This is a genomic window from Aeromonas sp. FDAARGOS 1403 (genome assembly GCF_019047325.1).
In the GTDB taxonomy this organism is placed as follows: domain Bacteria; phylum Pseudomonadota; class Gammaproteobacteria; order Enterobacterales; family Aeromonadaceae; genus Aeromonas; species Aeromonas dhakensis.
On the sequence record NZ_CP077249.1, the window covers coordinates 2,388,358 to 2,404,724 of the forward strand.

The following is a 16,367-nucleotide window of genomic DNA, read 5'->3' on the forward strand; positions in this document are numbered from 1 at the left end:
GTTACCCTGCGTTGGGGGGCGCCATGCCCCCTTGTTCATTGCTGTTTTTGCTGGTGAGAAAGAGATGCCCACTACCGAATCCTTTGATTTTGACCGCCTGGTCGATCGCCACGGCACCTACTGCACCCAGTGGGACTATGTGGCCGACCGTTTTGGCCACGCCGACCTGCTCCCCTTTACCATCTCCGACATGGACTTCGAGACTGCCCCCTGTATTCGTCAGGCCCTGGCCAGGCGCCTCGAACACGGGGTCTTTGGCTACAGTCGCTGGAATCACGACGACTTCAAGGGGGCGGTGAGCGACTGGTTTGCGCACCGCTACGGCTCTCGCCTTGACCCCGAGAGCCTGGTCTACGGCCCCTCGGTCATCTATGTGATCGCCCAGCTGGTGAGCCTCTGGTCGGCGCCGGGGGAGGGGGTGCTGGTGCATACCCCCGCCTACGACGCCTTCGGCAATATGCTGGCTGCCAACGATCGTTTACTGCTCTCTTGCCCGCTGATAAAGGGGGAGGGGAGCTATCACATCGACTGGACCTGCTTCGAGCAGCAAGCTGCTCGCCCCGATTGCCGCATCCTGCTGCTTTGCAGCCCCCACAACCCCACCGGCCGGGTCTGGACGCGGGATGAACTGGGCCGGATGGCCACTATCTGCCAGCGCCACGGGGTCAGGGTCATCTCGGACGACATCCATATGGATATGAGCTTTACCCGCTACCTGTCGTGGAGCGAGGTGGCTCCGGATGACAACTGGGCACTGGTGAGCTCGGGCTCCAAATCCTTCAATATTCCGGCCCTTGGCGGCGCCTACGCCTTTATTGCCAACGCCGAGGTGCAGGTCGCCTATCTGCAGCGGCTCAAGGCGGCCCATGGCCTCTCATCGCCGCCCATTCTCGGGGTGCTGGCCCATATCAGCGCCTATCGGGACGGCGGTGCATGGCTCGATGCCCTGAAAAGCTATCTGCACGGCAACCTGACCCAGGTGGCGGTGCGGCTCAACGCTGCCTTCCCCGCCATCGACTATCGGGTGCCCGAGGGGACCTATCTCGCCTGGATTGACCTGCGCGGCCTTGGCATCGACTCCACCGAGCGGATGGATGCGCTGCAACGCTTGCTGGTGGAGAAATACCGGGTCGCCATCATGCGCGGCGACACCTATGGCCCCGAAGGCAAAGGCTATCTTCGCCTCAACGTCGGCTGTCCTCGCTCGAAAGTAGATAAAGGCCTAGACGCCTTGATCAGCGCACTGCAAGAGCTGCTGGCTGGATAGCGCGCCGCCGCCCTCGGGAGGCGGCTGCTATTTCGAGGCGGCCTTGTCAGGCCGATAGCGGGTCTCTTCTATCTGATCAAAGCGCAGGATCAGGGTATCACCCCCCTTGAGGCGATAGGCGCAGTGGGAAGTGTTGCAGGCGATGCGAATATGAGGCTCATCCCCCAGCAGGGGAGACTGACTATGGGCCTCTGTCTGCGGCCACTTGCCTTGTTCGAGGCGGGAGAGCTGTGTTTGTGCCTCTTCGACACCTTTCACAAAGAACCAGAGCGCACCCATGACGGGGATCAATACGGATAACAACAAGAAGGCAAATTTGTCATAGCTATTCCCCATCCAAACAAATGCTCTGAAAAGAGAGGGGGCTGGGTAGCGCCCAATCTTTTTCGCTCTTTTGATCAGCCAACGATAGAACATTGAGCTTTGCCACAGCCATGTGAGATGAATTCGCCAGCGAGCGCAGATGAGTAGGGTGATCGCCACTGAAAAAATCGTGAGCATGCTACCCAATACAGGCCACATCCAGGGCTTGAGCATATTGAGAGTCGTGAGAAGGCTAAGGGCCAGCAGATAATCCGCCGGTGGAGAAAATTCGGCATAGTCGAGGTTAAACGCCAAGGTATAGCCATAGTGATAGGCCATCCCCAGGAGATAGGTTGCTGCTGTCAGGGCAGGAATGGCCGCCACGACTAATCCCGCAAAGCGCCAAGTTGTCCCCTTTTCTTCGGGTTCCAGCTCAGAATTGCGCAATGTTTTTATATGTTGGCGAAGCCAGCGCCAACGGGCAGCGGCTGTTCGATTACTCACTGGGCGTCCCTTCACTCATCTAGTTGATATATGAATCTGTCAGAGAATAGCGCGGCTTCGAAACCGAACCTTGTGCGAACCGCAGGTACAGCAACTGGCGTTTATTCGGGATGGCGGACGAGGCACTCGGGCAGGGTGAGCCGTACATCCGTCCGATCCATCTGTGCAAGGCTCCGTCCATGTGTGGTCGCCAGGCCAGCTGGCAGGCGAAGGCACAATATGGCTCCTATCTTATCGATCCTGTGGGTGAGGTTGCCATCCCCGTTCGGGCGGCTGACGAAGGGCTTGCTGCCTGATGCCGTGATAAAAGAAGGGGCCCTCGGCCCCTTCTGTCGCAGGTACTCTCAAGTCCGTTATCAGGCCACCTGGCGCCCCGGCCGGGTACGGGCCAGCAGCCCCTCCGGGTTGTGGATGGCCTCCCGGGTCTTGACGTCGATGACCTCGATATTAGCGAAGCGCTCCCTGTTCTTGATGGCCACGTCGTGGGCCAGGATGACGCAGCGGGCGTTGGCTACGTCCTTGGCGCTGATCCGGTTGATGATGCCGTTGGCGCCCTGGGTTTCCACTTTCAGCTTGATGCCGGCCTTGGCGGCCGCTTTTTGCAGGCTCTTGGCGGCCAGGAAGGTGTGGGCCACGCCGGAGGGGCAGGCGGTGATGGCCAGCACCTCGGCTTCCCCTTCCGCCTCGATGATCTGGTACTCCTCCTGGCGCTCGTTGCTTTCTTCGGTGTCACTGACCGGCTTTTTCAGCAGGTTGACGATAAGGGCCGTGGTGAGGGCGCCGAGCAGGGTACCGAGGATATAGCCCATCTTGCCCTCCACCACCGGCAGCACGATCCAGCCGCCCCAGGGGGCGTGGTTGATGCTGTGCATCAGAAAGCCGGTGATGTTGCCGACGATGCCGCCTGCGACGATGGCCGGGATGACCCGCACCGGGTCGGCGGCGGCAAACGGAATGGCCCCCTCGCTGATGCCGATCATACCCATGATGGCGGCCGCCTTGCCCGCTTCACGCTCCTCTTTCTTGTAGCGCTTGGGGGAGAGCAGGGTGGCCAGCGCCATGCCGAGCGGCGGCACGCAGATAGCGATGCCGACCCCGCCCATCAGCCAGGGCTGGGTGTTGACCTGGGTCTGGGCGAACAGGGTGGCCACCTTGTTGATGGGGCCGCCCATGTCAAAGGCGGTCATGCCACCGAGGATGGCCCCCAGCATCACCTTGCCCGAGCCCGCCATGCCGGAGAGCCAGTGGTTCATCCCCTCCATCATGGCGGCGATGGGGGCGCCGATCACCCACATGACGATGCCGCACACCAGGAAGGTGCCGATCAGCGGATAGATGAAGATGGAGCCGAGCGAACTCATGGAATCCGGCAGCTTGATGCGTTTGAGCTGGTTGACGATGAGGCCGGCGATAAAGCCCACCAGGATGGCGCCGAGAAAACCGGTGTGAAACTGCTGCACTGCAATCCAGGAGCCGATCATGCCGGGGGCCAGACCCGGTTTGTCCGCCATGGAGTAGGCGATGTAGCCGCCCAGCACGGCGGTAAACAGGGTGAGCCCGGCAATCCCCATATCGGCCATGTCTTTAAGCACGCCCGCCTCGGGCACGGCGCCCTTGCCGCTGATCATCACCGACAGCGACAGCAGCACGCCCCCCGCCACGATAAAGGGGATCATGTGGGAGGTGCCGAACAGCAAATGCTGCTTGAGGGTGTTGAGCTGGGTCTTGATGCCGCGCTCCTGCGGCTCTGCAGGTTGGGCAGGTTGCGCCCGGGTGGGGGCGGCAGGGGCTGCGGACGGCCCTGGTGCGGCCAGCAAGGCGAGTACCTCGGGGCGGCTGGTGGCCGCCTGCATACGGGCGATGAAACCGGGTTCCAGCAGCTTGGTGGAGAGCTCGGCCAGCACCTCGATATGATGGTTGGCGCCGCCCGCCGGGGAGGCAATCATGAAGAACAGCTTGGAGGGTTCGCCATCTTCGGCGCCGTAGTCGATGCCCTGGCGGCTGATGCCGACCACGATGGCGGGTTCTCGCACCGCCTCGCTCTTGGCGTGGGGCAGGGCCACCCCCTGTTCGAAGCCGGTGTTGTCGAGCGCCTCTCGCGCCCAGAGGTCGCGCACAAACTGATCCTGACTGGCGATCTTGCCGCTGGCCTTGAGCCTCTCGGCCAGCTCGACAAACAGCGCCTGCTTGTCGCGGGCCGCAAGATCGAGGCAGATCAATCCTTCATCTATCAGGGTGGTGAGCATGGTTCTCTCCTGGCTGGTGCCGTCCGAATGGAACTGGTCCTGTTGAAAACGGTGGTGTAACTGGTTGACCTGCCTATTGTTTCTCCCAAGTGCCTCGGCCGAAATCGGACATATGTGCCCTTTACTGGATTTTTGTGTTGATGGCATCTGCCTGTGACCCTGCTCGCATTTTGTTCGGTTGGTAAAGGTTGCGGGTGATAAACAAAAACAGATTTAAAAACAGATGGTTATTATTGGTTTAAGGGAGATTGATCACCAGCCGACGGTTGGATGGCCTGCTCTTTGTGTGCTGAAGGATGGAGATTTGTGTGCTCTAGCGAGCGGAAAAACTGTGAGCCGGTCGGCAAAAGCGGCTGCCTGGCCCTGGGCGGCGATCATGGTGGCGGTGCTGCAAGGGATGCAAACACGGGGCGTGAAAAATCAGTGCATAATCGGCAGCCTGAAAAGGGCGTATGCACTCGCCATGACACTGAGTTAAGTTGCTGATATTTAATGGTTTTTATCTGTTTTATAAGAGCGAAAAGCGGGCCTTCTGAGCTCCTTTAGACGGTTTTACGAGAGACGTTTAATCATTTTTTAGATTGCTTTGTGCATATCCAATCGTTTATTTAGTTGGACAGTTTTGGCAAACCGGAAGTCAAACTTGATGAACCGACAGGCCAACGCCCTTGATGCGGAGTGTGCCGTCAACCCGTTTTACTTGTCATGTTCACCCAGATGTAAGGAGACATCCTGATGGAAAATTTGGCCCAAAATATCGACACCATGCGCGAAGAGTTCAAGCAACAGGAGCGCAAACAGGCCCACGACAAATGGCAGGCCAGGGTCGAAGAGCTGCAGCAGATCCGTGCTGAAGAGCCTCAGTCGGAGGCGGTAGAGGAGTGACCTCGCCATGGGCCCGGCGCTGATGCGTGTGGCCCGGCTGAATGCAAAACCCCCGCCTGTATGGCGGGGGTTTTTTATTGCAACTCGATGGCGTTGTGGTGCTGCCACTGGCGCAGGCGCTGCTTGAGCGAACCGTCGCCAGGGGGGATGAAGTCATCCATCAGGTAGCAGCGGTTGTCGCCGCTCTTTTGAAAGTGGAGGCTGACGGTCTGCGGCTCTTTCTGGGTGTCGGAGAGGGCGAACAGATACTGCATCCTGACCGTTACCCCTTGCTCTTGCTCCTTGGCCAGGGTGAAGCTGACGGGTTCGCTCACCTCGCCATCCTGGGCGTTGATCCAGGGATCGGCATCGATGGCGCACACCTCGCCATCGGCGTTGCAGGCGGCCTCGCTGCTCAACACGGCGAAGAAGTCGGGGGTGAGCAGCGCCTTGAGCGGCGCCGGGTCGGCGTAATAGAAATCCTTGTGCTCGTTCCAGAACGCCTTGGCCAGCCTGAGCGCTACCCCCTTGTCACAGGCGGCATGCACCGGGCTGCCCAGCAGCGCCAGCAGTAAAACGGATAGTCCGCAGTAGCCTTTCATGATGTTCTTCCTGAACTGGGGCCGGCTGACAGTGCTGCTCCGGCGGGTATCAAGGCGTGTGATAGCCAGACGGGCATGATAGCCAACCCGGCAGAGGACGACAGCAGGATCTGATGAATTTATGCCGCACATCAAGAAATTTGTCGGCAAAGGCGGAAGTGGACAGTGGCGGTCACTGCCAACAACAAGGGCCATCCTGGATGGCCCTTGTTGTCATGGGTCGATTTGAACCGGCTTAGCAGCGGTTGCCGGCGCGGGCGACCCGGCCCTCGGCCAGCAGCTGGTAGCGGCCGGTGGCGGCCGGGATGAAGGCGGACTGACCCTTCTCGAGACGCAGGGTGTCGTCACCGCGCTTGAGGATCACGGCCTCGTCGATGGCAAACAGGATCTCGGCGCTAGTGGTAGTGAGCTGATGCTCGCCCGCCGGGTAGACGCTGAAGGTGAAGTCCGGCACCGGCACCTCGAAGTACTGCACCGCCCCTTCCAGGCGGGGGGCAAGCAGGATCTGGTCGTCCGGCTTGGGCAGGCAGCGGGTGCAGGCCAGTAGCTCGGCCACGTCTATGTACTTGGGAGTGAGCCCGGCGCGCAGCACGTTGTCGGAGTTGGCCATGATCTCGAGGCCGGTGCCGCGCACATAGGCGTGCGGGGTGCAGGCGTCCAGATACATCGCCTGACCGGGCTGCAGGGTCACCACGTTGAGCAAGAGCGGCGAGAAGAGGCCCACGTCCCCCGGATACTGGGCAGCCAGGCTGGTGATCAGCGCAAAGGTCTCTTCATCCTGATGCTTGGCGGCAAAGGCCAGCAGGCCCGCCAGAGCCTCCTCCTTGCGCGCCCCTTCCAGCACCAGCAGCTGGTGGAAGAAGTGCTGCAGGCCCGCTTCATTCTGGCTGGCGGCGAGGGCGGCAACCAGCTCGGCAAGGGCAGGCAGCTTGACCCGCTCGAACAGCGCCAGGATGGCCGGGATGGCGCGAAAGCCGTTCATCGCCTGATAGGGGGTGAGGGCAAACACCAGCTCGGGCTTGTGGTTAGGATCCTTGTAGTTGCGATTGGCGGCCTTGGGCGAGATGCCGGCGGCCTCCTCCTTGGCAAAGCCCGCTTCGGCCTGCGTCTTGCTCGGGTGTACCTGGATGGAGAGGGCCTTCTCGGCGCACAGCACCTTGAACAGGAACGGCAGGCTGCCGAAGCGGGTCTGGGTGGCCTCGCCCAGCACGGCGGCGGGGGCGCGCTCTATCAGGGTCGAGAGCTTTTGCGCCTGCCCGGCCAGCATCACCTCGGAGCAGCCATTGGGGTGGGCACCCATCCACAGCTCGGCCTGGGGCTTGCCCGCCGGATTGGGGATGCCGAACAGGGTGGTGAGGGCGTCATGGCTGCCCCAGTCGTAGCCTTGAATCGGATTTTGCATTGACAAAAAAGAGGGCAGATCGCGACTGCTCATAAGGGATGCCTCATTTGGTGTGCAGAAAATCGGGTGCAGAAAAGGGTGGCATTGCTGCCGTGGACCGGACTATAACATGGGCGGTCGCGGGCACCGCAACCGCTTGCCTCTCTCTTGATCAGGATCAGCATGTCTCTTGTCTTCAGCCAGTTGCTCGATGGCGCCCTCCACGAGCAGGCCCCTTTCGACCAGATCTGGTTTGCCCAGGATCAGGGGGTGCCGCCCGGTTTCAGCTATCAGGTCAACTTTCCCCGCCTCGAGCTGGTGTTCAGCGGCGAGTACCGCAACCAGATCTGGGACAGGGAGCAGGGCTGCCAGGAGATCTGCATCGCCCCGGGGCAGGCGCTCTACATCCCTCCCAACGGCTGGAACAAGCCGCTCTGGACCACCGACTGCTCGGTGCTGAGCCTGCTGTTCGGCAAGCGCCAGCTCGGTTTCAGTCTGGTGAGCAAGCGGCGGGAAGATCCCGATTTCTTTGACGTGCAAAAGCACAGCATCATGGCCCGGGCCGGCCATGTGAACGAACACATACTGGCGGCACTCAACGTGCTGACCGAGGATCCCGCGCGCTCCCCCACCGACAATCATTTGCTGCAGGCGCTGCTCACCAGCGTGCGCCAGCTGCTGGCCGAGTCCACCTTCGAGCGGCCGCGGGGGGCAGAGCTGTTTCACGGGATCTGCATCTATATCCAGGAGAACTTTCACCGCCCCATCAGCCGGGATTCGATCGCCCATCGCTTCAACGTCTCGGCCAGCCACCTGTCGCACCTGTTTCGCGAGCAGGGGCACATGCGCCTGGCCGATTACATCAGCTGGGTGCGCATCGATCGGGCCAAGTTCATGCTCAAGAAATACCGCTTTCGCCTCGAAGAGGTGGCCAGCCGCTGTGGTTACAGCGATGTGAACTATTTTTGCCGGGTGTTCAAGCAAAAGACCGGCTTGACCCCCTCCCAGTACCGGGCACTCAGCCAGCCGCAGGGGCAGGCCGAGGGGCTGGCGGGATAAGCAGGGATGCCGCCGGAGCCTGCCCAGCTCAGGTGCCGGCGGGGCTGCTTCGGATCCGCAGCAGGCTGAATGGACGCATTGTGATCCAGTGCGCGACTATGGTCTGACATGCGTGCTCGCCATTTGATTCTGCCAATGGATGGGCTTAAGATGGCCGCGCGCAACTTACAGATTGATAACAAACGGAAGTTAGGAGATGCCGATGGAAAGCAAAGTAGTTATCCCGACCCAGGGCCAGAAAATCACAGTCGATGCCAACGGCAAGCTGCAGGTTCCCAGCCATCCGATCATTCCGTTTATCGAAGGGGATGGCATCGGTGTGGACGTGACCCCGGCCATGTTGAATGTGGTGAATGCCGCGGTCGAGAAAGCCTACAAAGGCGAGCGCAAGATCGCCTGGATGGAGATCTACACCGGCGAGAAGTCGACTCATGTCTATGGCGAAGGTGCCTGGCTGCCGGCCGAAACCCTGGATTTCATTCGTGAATACTGCGTGGCCATCAAGGGCCCGCTGACCACCCCGGTCGGCGGCGGTATTCGCTCCCTCAACGTGGCCCTGCGCCAGGAGCTGGATCTCTATATCTGCCTGCGTCCGGTCCGTTACTACGAGGGCACCCCGAGCCCGGTCAAGCGTCCTGATCTGACCGACATGGTGATCTTCCGCGAGAACGCCGAAGACATCTACGCCGGCATCGAGTGGAAAGCCGACAGCGACGAAGCAAAGAAGGTGATTTCCTTCCTGCAAAACGAGATGGGCGTGAAGAAAATTCGCTTCCCCGAGACCTGCGGCATCGGCATCAAGCCCATGTCCAAGGCCGGTACCGAGCGCCTGGTCCGTGCCGCCATCGAGTATGCCATCGACAACGATCGCGACTCCGTGACCCTGGTGCACAAGGGCAACATCATGAAGTTCACCGAAGGTGCCTTCAAGGATTGGGGCTACGCCCTGGCCCAGAAAGAGTACGATGCCCAGCTCATCGACGGCGGCCCCTGGTGCTCCTTCAAGAACCCGAAAACCGGCAAGACCATAGTCGTCAAGGACGTCATCGCCGACGCCTTCCTGCAACAGATCCTGCTGCGCCCGGCCGAGTATGACGTCATCGCCTGCATGAACTTGAACGGTGACTACATCTCCGACGCGCTGGCGGCCCAGGTGGGCGGCATCGGCATCGCGCCGGGTGCCAACATCGGCGACGGCGTGGCCCTGTTCGAAGCAACCCACGGCACTGCGCCGAAGTACGCCGGTCAGGACAAGGTGAACCCGGGCTCCCTCATCCTCTCCGCCGAGATGATGCTGCGCCACATGGGTTGGACCGAAGCGGCCGACCTCATCATCAAGGGGATGGAAGCGGCGATCCGCAACAAGACCGTCACCTATGACTTCGAGCGTCTGATGGAAGGCGCCACCCTGCGCTCCTGCTCCCAGTTCGCCCAGGACATGGTCGACCAGATGTAAGTCTGTAGAGATGCAAAAGGCCAGCCCCAGGGGGCTGGCCTTTTTTATGGGCGCCTGGCGCCAACGCGGCGTTCGGTCAGGTCGCCGGGGCAAAGCGGCCGAGCAGGGCGGCGCTGGCGTCGCTTAAGCCAGTCAGCTGTACCTCGGTGCCGGCAGCCTCGAAGCGGCGGCGCACCGTGGTCAGGGCCTCGGCGGCGCTGAGATCCCAGAAGTGGGCGTCACTTAAGTCGATCTCCACCCGCTCGAGGGATTCACCGGTGTCAAAGCCGGCGCAGAACTGCTCGGTGCTGGCGAAGAAGACCTGGCCGTGCACCCGGTAGGTGCGGGTGGCGCCGTGGCGCTCGCTGTCGCTGTGCACCAGCAGGGTACGCGCCACCTTGTGGGCGAAGAAGAGACAGGCCAGCAGCACCCCGGTCAGCACCCCGAGAGCCAGGTTGTGGGTCACCACCACCACGGCCACCGTGCTCAGCATCACCAGGTTGGTGGCCAGCGGCGTCTTGTGCATGCGCAGCACTGAGCCCCAGGAGAAGGTGCCGATGGATACCATGATCATCACCGCCACCAGGGCCGCCATGGGGATCTGGCGGATCCACTCGTCCAGGAACACCACCATGACGATGAGCAGGGCTCCTGCCATCAGGGTGGAGAGGCGGCCGCGGCCACCGGATTTCACGTTGATGACCGACTGGCCGATCATGGCGCAGCCCGCCATGCCGCCCATCAGGCCGGCGGCGATGTTGGCCAGCCCCTGCCCCTTGCACTCGCGGTGGCGATCGCTGCGGGTGCCGGTCATCTCGTCGACGATGGCGGCGGTCATCAGGGATTCGAGCAGCCCCACCACGGCCAGGGCGGCGGAGTAGGGGAAGATGATGGCCAGGGTCTCGAGATTGAGGGGCACCTCGGGCCACATGAAGACCGGCAGAGTGTCCGGCAGGGCGCCCATGTCGCCGACCGTGCGCACCTCGAGGCCGAGGCCGACGCTCACCGCGGTGAGCAGCACGATGCACAGCAGCGGCGAGGGGAGCAGGCTGCCGATGCGCGGCAGGCGCGGGAACAGGTAGATGATGCCAAGCCCCGCCGCTGTCATGGCGTAGACCTGCCAGCTGACGTTGGTCAGTTCCGGCAACTGGGCCATGAAGATGAGGATGGCCAGAGCGTTGACAAAGCCGGTCACCACCGAGCGCGAGACGAAGCGCATCAGGGCGCCGAGGCGCAGGTAGCCGGCCAGGATCTGCAGCAAGCCGGTGAGCAGGGTGGCGGCCATCAAGTATTGCAGGCCGTGTTCGCGCACCAGGGTCACCATCAGCAGGGCCATGGCGCCAGTGGCGGCGGAGATCATGGCCGGGCGGCCCCCGGTGAAGGCGATGATGACGGCGATGCAGAAGGAGGCGTAGAGCCCCACCTTGGGATCGACGCCGGCGATGATGGAGAAGGCGATGGCCTCCGGGATCAGGGCCAGGGCTACGACCGTGCCCGACAGCAGATCCCCCCTGACGTTGCCAAACCACTCTTGTCTGATGCGCTCACGCATGGATTGTTCTCGCTCGTTGCTGGCGCTCTGGGCGCGCGTTGTCGTTATGGGCGCGGTGGCCGCGCGGCGCGCGACTCTAACAAAGGGGAGGGGCAGGGGCAAGGCGCGAACGGGCCGATGTGACGCCAAATTGCACATGGCTGACGGCCCTGATCGGTAACCTGTTGAAACGATGCGGGCAACGATATGAAGCAGGCAGGCAGATCTGCGCTGTCATGGTGAGAGCACAAAGGAGGCGAGGGGAGGAAGGGGCTGGATAAAAGAGAGCCTTGCAGTTTGGGGCTGCAAGGCAAGGATTCGGATGATTAGGTGGTTCGTTCCAGATGGTGCTGGTAGATCTGCTGCCATTTGTCCTGCTCGGCCTCGTCCCCCTGGGTCTGCCAGAACTCGCAGATGGAGCTGGCGAGTTCGGATGCCATGGCGTGGTCCCCATCGCGGCGACTCATCAGATATTGTCCCAGCCAGCTTTGATATTGTTTCATTGCCCGATCTCCTTATCTCGTGTGTCTTGCTGACCACCGCCAGGCTTTGTGCCGGACGGGGCCATCAGGCCACGGTTTTTCTGCATGCCCTTGATGGTTGTGATCAACGGATTGGGTCGCGATCTCGCCCGAACAGGGCGCCAACGTGGGTGCAGATGTCAAAAAACGGTCACTATCGTATCACAAAATAACCAGCTTGGGGGGATTGTCAGCAATTTAGGGTGTCCAGCTGTCTGGCCGTCTGATGTGTGGGATGGTGAGCAGAGGCGCCATCTTGCTGATCCCACACGAGAAAAACCCGCCAGTCTGGCGGGTTTTATGGCTGAAAAAAAAGATCAGAAGCGGGCGCTGGCCAGGTACTTTTCCATCTCCTCGGCGGGTACCATGCCGCCGCCGGTGGCCCACACCAGGTGGGTGGCGCTGGCCATTTTGGCTGCATCCAGCCCCTGGCCAGTTTGCCACTCAAGGTCGGCCGCGACGCGCCATGGGCCTGCCATGCCGGCCAGCGCAGAAGGCTCGAGCCTGATCTGCTCTTCGCGGGCCAAGAGTCCCAGCAGGTCGTACATCTCCTGATCGCTCAGGGTGTAGAAGCCTGCCAGCAGCCGCTCCATGGCGCGGCCGACGAAACCGGAGGCGCGCCCCACCGCGAGGCCGTCGGCCGCGGTGAGGTTGTCGATGCCAAGGTCTTGCACCGCAATGGCATCGTGCAAGCCGGTGTGCACCCCGAGCAGCATGCAGGGGGAGTGGGTAGGTTCGGCAAACAGGCAGTGAACGTTGTCCCCAAACGCGAGCTTGAGGCCAAAGGCCACCCCGCCTGGGCCGCCACCGACACCGCAGGGCAGGTAGACAAACAGCGGATGATCGGCGTCCACCTTGATGCCCATCTCGTCGAACTGTTTTTTCACCCGTTCACCGGCCACCGCGTAGCCGAGGAATAGGGTGCGGGAGTTCTCGTCATCGATGAAGAAACAGTTGGGGTCGCGTTCGGCCTCCTTGCGTCCCTGCTCCACCGCCACCCCGTAATCCTCGGCGTATTCCACCACGATGGCGCCATGTTCGCGCAACTTGCGCTTCTTCCACTCCCGCGCATCGGCGGACATATGGACGGTGACGCGAAAGCCGAGGCGGGCGCTCATGATGCCGATGGACATGCCAAGGTTGCCAGTGGAGCCGACCGCGATGCTGTACTGGCTGAAGAAGTGGCGGAACTCGTCCGTGAACAGCTTGCGATAGTCGTCCTCTTCGCAGAGCAGACCGGCCTTGATGGCCAGCTGCTCGGCGTGGGTCAGCACCTCGTAGATGCCGCCACGCGCCTTGATGGAACCCGAGATGGGCAGATGGCTGTCTTTTTTGAGCAGCAGCCGGCCGCTCACCTCGACCCCGTAACGGGCATTCAGCGCGCGCTGCATGGCCGGGATGGCGGCGATCTCGGATTCGAGAATGCCCTTGCTGGCGCGGGTCTCGGGGAAGGCTTCACACAGGTAGGGGGCGAAGCGGGCCAGACGGGCGGAGGCATCCGCCACATCGCGGCCATCCAGCCCCACATAGGGCAGACCTTCCTCCAGGGTGGTGGCCTTGGGGTTGAACCAGCTGACCGGTTCCAGCGCGATCAGAGCGTGCAGCAGCGGAAACTGCTGGGTGAGTTGTGATACGTCGATGTGTTTCATGGTGTGCTTGGTCTCGTCATGGAATTCGGGCGCGCCGGCCAGTCATGACCGATGCCGTCTCAAGGCTGCTATAGCCGCGACGCACCCCGGCATGGGAATAAGGTTGGCGTTATTCAATGCCAACGAGGTGGCCGTGACAAATGATGAAATGAGCGTCTTGGATGAGCTGGATTGATGCAAGAGCGCCGCATTCATCACAATGTTGGCCTGAGAGCGATATTGGGTGGCGTGAACTGATGCAAGAGGCGCTTTTTCGGTATCATCGGTGCCGGTTTCGCAAGGGGGGCATATGTACGGCGAAGAGAACTATGTGGCAAGAAGCAGTGTCGCGGGAAACAAGCTGCTCAACGGCTATCAGCTGGCCAGACTGCACACCTTCGAGGCGGCAGCCAGACACGGCTCCTTTGCGCTGGCGGCTGACGAGCTGGCGCTCAGCCCGAGTGCGGTGAGCCACCGGATAAGCGCGCTGGAGGAGGATCTTGGCTTCAAGCTGTTCCAGCGTTTTCATCGCAAGGTGGCGCTGACGGCAGACGGGCAGCGGGTATTCTGGGCGCTCAAGTCATCGCTGGAGTTCATCAACCAGGAGATCCTTGAGATCCGCCATCAGGAGCTGTCGGGCACCCTGACCGTCTTCTCACGCCCCTCCATCGCCCAGTGCTGGCTGGTGCCACGACTGGCGGATTTCGCCCGTCAGCATCCCCAGATCGAGCTCAACGTCATGACCGGCAACGAGAACATCAACCTGCATGGCTACGGCATCGATCTCGCCCTCTGCTTCGACGACAAGCCGCCTGCGCGGCTCGCCATCCACCCGCTGATGGACGAGTACATGGTGCCGGTGTGCAGCCCCGAGTATGCCGAACAGCACGGGCTGCTAGGCAACCCGGCCAACCTGGCACACTGCCGCCTGCTCCATGACCGGCAAGCCTGGAGCCAGGATTCCAACGATGACGAGTGGTCCAGCTGGGCCGAGCAGTCCGGCGTGTCGCTTTCGGCATGCAGGGCCAGCATGGGGTTTGATCGCTCAGATCTCGCCATCATCGCCGCCATGAACCACGCCGGGGTGGCCATGGGACGCCAGAACCTGGTGAGCCAGCGGCTGGCACGGCGCGAGCTGGTGGCCCCCTTCCCGGACATGGCGGTGCGCTGTGCCCAGCGTTACTACATCGCCACCCTGCCTAATTGCCAGAACCCCAAGGCGCAAGCCTTCATTGACTGGGCCTGCCAGCAGACGGGGGAGAGGGATTGAGCCCCGCCTGTACTGTATATGAAGGAATGGCCAACCTACTGATTCTGTGAGATTATTTTTCTTCCTTTCCCGATTGGAACGCATCGTGTCTCTCGCTTACTACCAGTACCATGCCCACGAACTGGCAGCCCGTTATCAGCAGCTCCCGGCCCGTGCCGTTCATGGTGACTGGCTCACATTGCTGGAACCTTGGCTGATGGTGGCCCCACGCAGACTGCTTGACGTAGGGGCGGGCAGTGGACGGGATGCAGCTTTTTGGGTGGCCTGAACCCTGGCCACCATGTGGTGGCGGTCGAGCCTTGTCACGCCTTCAGTGCGTTGGGTCAACGCTATACTCGCACGCTAGCGGTGACGTGGGTTAATGATTCCATGCCAGCACTCTCTCATGTAATCGGCCCTTTTGATCTGATCCTGCTCAGTGCGGTCTGGATGCATTTGTCTTTGGCGGATCGCCCGCTGGCCTTGGCTCGTCTTGGTGAGCTGCTCTCGCCACAGGGTTATCTGGTGTTGAGTCTTCGCTTCTCCGTATCAGAGCAGGAGATGCGGGAGCGGGCTATGTTCCCGGTGAGCCTCGAGGAAGTTGAATGTCTGGCATGGAAGGAGGAGCTGACGATCCTCCACGCCTCGGCCCTACAACAGGATGTCATGGCTCGTGGTGAGCTAAGTTGGCAGAGCCTGATCCTGGGGGGAACACATGCACGCCTCCCCTGAGCAACAACTTGCTTTCATCACTTATCTGCAACGCATTTTCACCGAAGGCGATTTTGTGGCTACTTACAAGTGTGCCTTGCTGCACGGGATTGCAGATATCGCCATCGGGCGCAATGCCGATAACCATGAACTGGCAGCGGCCCGTACCATCACGCTGGATGAGCTTGCAGCCAAGTTTGTTGAGCTCTACTGGCAGCACTCTCTACCTTACTCGGCAACGGAAGAAAGTGCTGCCTTGCTCAAGCAGAGCAGCGGGCGTCAGGCAATCATGCTGACGGAGTTGTCTCGGCTGCGTGAAGAGGGTGTGAGTTCGGTGACCGCTTTGCGGGACCATTCTGCCTGGCGGCCTCTCATTGCCCGAGTGCGGCGTATCCTGATTGAAGGCCCGTTATGGCGTTTGCAGATCCTGGGAGGTCAGGAGGTGTGCCACCTCTATCCTCATCGCAAGGGGGCGGATCACATTTGCCTGAACCCCGGTATGCTCTACTGTCTTCATCGCTTTTACGATCTGGTGGTTTCCCTCTCCCGACAACATTGGTTGCAACTTATCTGCGATATAAAGGGCAATCAGGGGCTGATTGGCCCCAGTGTGGGGCTGGAAGATTTTCTCTTTGGTTCACGCCGGTAGGAGCTGGGACGGGTGGGGAAAGTACTGAGAGAGTTGCAGGGGGGAACCTGCTTTTACTGCCGCAAGGCGATACAGGGGGCTGGCGAGGTGGATCACTTCATCCCCTGGCGCCGCTATCCTCTCGATCTGGGTCACAACTTCGTGCTGGCACATGCCAACTGCAATCGTAGCAAGCGAGACTTCCTCGCAGCGCCAGAGCACAGGGATGCCTGGTATGAGCAGAATATTGTGATGTATGGAACACTCCTCACCGACGAGCTCGGGCTTTTGGTGGGGGTTGATGCCGACCGTTCTACCGCTATTGTGACCTGGGCCTATCAGCAGGCCGTTCGCGAGCAGGTTAGGTTGTGGCGGGGCATTGACGAGTTTGTTGACGTTACTGTGCCTGGGTTGGATATTTCCATGCCTTCTTGGTGA

Annotated in this window: 15 protein-coding genes; 8 read left to right on the top strand and 7 right to left on the bottom strand. The window is 61.2% G+C overall.

Going from position 1 to position 16,367, the window contains the following annotated elements; translation table 11 throughout:
• Positions 1–64 precede the first annotated feature (64 nt).
• A complete protein-coding gene (locus I6L33_RS11335; RefSeq protein ID WP_216974077.1) occupies positions 65–1,267 on the top strand; it encodes a MalY/PatB family protein in 1,203 nt (400 codons plus the stop codon).
• 27 nt (positions 1,268–1,294) lie between these two features.
• On the opposite strand, the gene I6L33_RS11340 is transcribed toward I6L33_RS11335, so the two are convergent.
• Entirely contained in the window at positions 1,295–2,074 is a 780-nt protein-coding gene (locus tag I6L33_RS11340) for a hypothetical protein (protein ID WP_254204971.1), read from the bottom strand.
• Between the two features lie 356 nt (positions 2,075–2,430).
• Positions 2,431–4,320: a PTS fructose transporter subunit EIIC gene (locus tag I6L33_RS11345; protein WP_216974078.1), complete on the bottom strand. Its 1,890-nt coding sequence runs from the start codon at positions 4,318–4,320 to the stop codon at positions 2,431–2,433.
• 735 nt (positions 4,321–5,055) lie between these two features.
• Between I6L33_RS11345 and I6L33_RS11350 the strand changes: the two genes are divergently transcribed.
• Complete coding sequence (locus I6L33_RS11350) at positions 5,056–5,205, top strand: hypothetical protein (protein ID WP_005298930.1); 150 nt, start codon at positions 5,056–5,058, stop codon at positions 5,203–5,205.
• Between the two features lie 74 nt (positions 5,206–5,279).
• On the opposite strand, the gene I6L33_RS11355 is transcribed toward I6L33_RS11350, so the two are convergent.
• Both I6L33_RS11355 and manA read right to left on the bottom strand, forming a co-directional pair.
• The gene (locus tag I6L33_RS11355) at positions 5,280–5,786 is read right to left on the bottom strand and encodes a hypothetical protein (protein ID WP_216974079.1); all 507 of its coding nucleotides are present in this window, start codon (positions 5,784–5,786) and stop codon (positions 5,280–5,282) included.
• 235 nt (positions 5,787–6,021) lie between these two features.
• Positions 6,022–7,221 (bottom strand): mannose-6-phosphate isomerase, class I, encoded by a 1,200-nt coding sequence (manA, locus tag I6L33_RS11360; RefSeq protein WP_216974080.1) that lies wholly within the window; start codon positions 7,219–7,221, stop codon positions 6,022–6,024.
• A gap of 129 nt (positions 7,222–7,350) precedes the next feature.
• Here manA and I6L33_RS11365 point away from each other — a divergent pair, with 129 nt between their 5' ends.
• Together I6L33_RS11365 and icd are read left to right on the top strand one after the other, a co-directional pair.
• Complete coding sequence (locus I6L33_RS11365) at positions 7,351–8,226, top strand: AraC family transcriptional regulator (RefSeq protein WP_005298937.1); 876 nt, start codon at positions 7,351–7,353, stop codon at positions 8,224–8,226.
• A 202-nt stretch (positions 8,227–8,428) separates the two neighbouring features.
• The gene (icd, locus tag I6L33_RS11370; protein ID WP_216974081.1) at positions 8,429–9,682 is read left to right on the top strand and encodes an NADP-dependent isocitrate dehydrogenase; all 1,254 of its coding nucleotides are present in this window, start codon (positions 8,429–8,431) and stop codon (positions 9,680–9,682) included.
• 76 nt (positions 9,683–9,758) lie between these two features.
• On the opposite strand, the gene I6L33_RS11375 is transcribed toward icd, so the two are convergent.
• The 3 genes from I6L33_RS11375 to I6L33_RS11385 all read right to left on the bottom strand — a co-directional run bounded on the left by I6L33_RS11375 (position 9,759) and on the right by I6L33_RS11385 (position 13,362).
• A complete protein-coding gene (locus I6L33_RS11375; RefSeq protein ID WP_216974082.1) occupies positions 9,759–11,213 on the bottom strand; it encodes a SulP family inorganic anion transporter in 1,455 nt (484 codons plus the stop codon).
• A gap of 305 nt (positions 11,214–11,518) precedes the next feature.
• A complete protein-coding gene (locus I6L33_RS11380) occupies positions 11,519–11,695 on the bottom strand; it encodes a hypothetical protein (RefSeq protein ID WP_005298942.1) in 177 nt (58 codons plus the stop codon).
• A gap of 335 nt (positions 11,696–12,030) precedes the next feature.
• Complete coding sequence (locus I6L33_RS11385) at positions 12,031–13,362, bottom strand: D-serine ammonia-lyase (protein ID WP_216974083.1); 1,332 nt, start codon at positions 13,360–13,362, stop codon at positions 12,031–12,033.
• A gap of 289 nt (positions 13,363–13,651) precedes the next feature.
• On the opposite strand from I6L33_RS11385, the gene dsdC reads away from it, so the two are divergent.
• The 4 genes from dsdC (at position 13,652) to I6L33_RS22025 (ending at position 16,367) form a co-directional block, all read left to right on the top strand.
• Complete coding sequence (gene dsdC, locus I6L33_RS11390; protein WP_216974084.1) at positions 13,652–14,611, top strand: DNA-binding transcriptional regulator DsdC; 960 nt, start codon at positions 13,652–13,654, stop codon at positions 14,609–14,611.
• A gap of 285 nt (positions 14,612–14,896) precedes the next feature.
• On the top strand, positions 14,897–15,322 hold the full coding sequence (locus tag I6L33_RS22015) for a class I SAM-dependent methyltransferase (protein WP_254204977.1): 426 nt from the start codon (positions 14,897–14,899) through the stop codon (positions 15,320–15,322).
• Complete coding sequence (locus I6L33_RS22020; RefSeq protein WP_254204972.1) at positions 15,306–15,950, top strand: hypothetical protein; 645 nt, start codon at positions 15,306–15,308, stop codon at positions 15,948–15,950. Before I6L33_RS22015 ends, I6L33_RS22020 begins: the two co-directional genes overlap by 17 nt.
• A gap of 12 nt (positions 15,951–15,962) precedes the next feature.
• On the top strand, positions 15,963–16,367 hold the full coding sequence (locus I6L33_RS22025; protein WP_254204973.1) for an HNH endonuclease: 405 nt from the start codon (positions 15,963–15,965) through the stop codon (positions 16,365–16,367).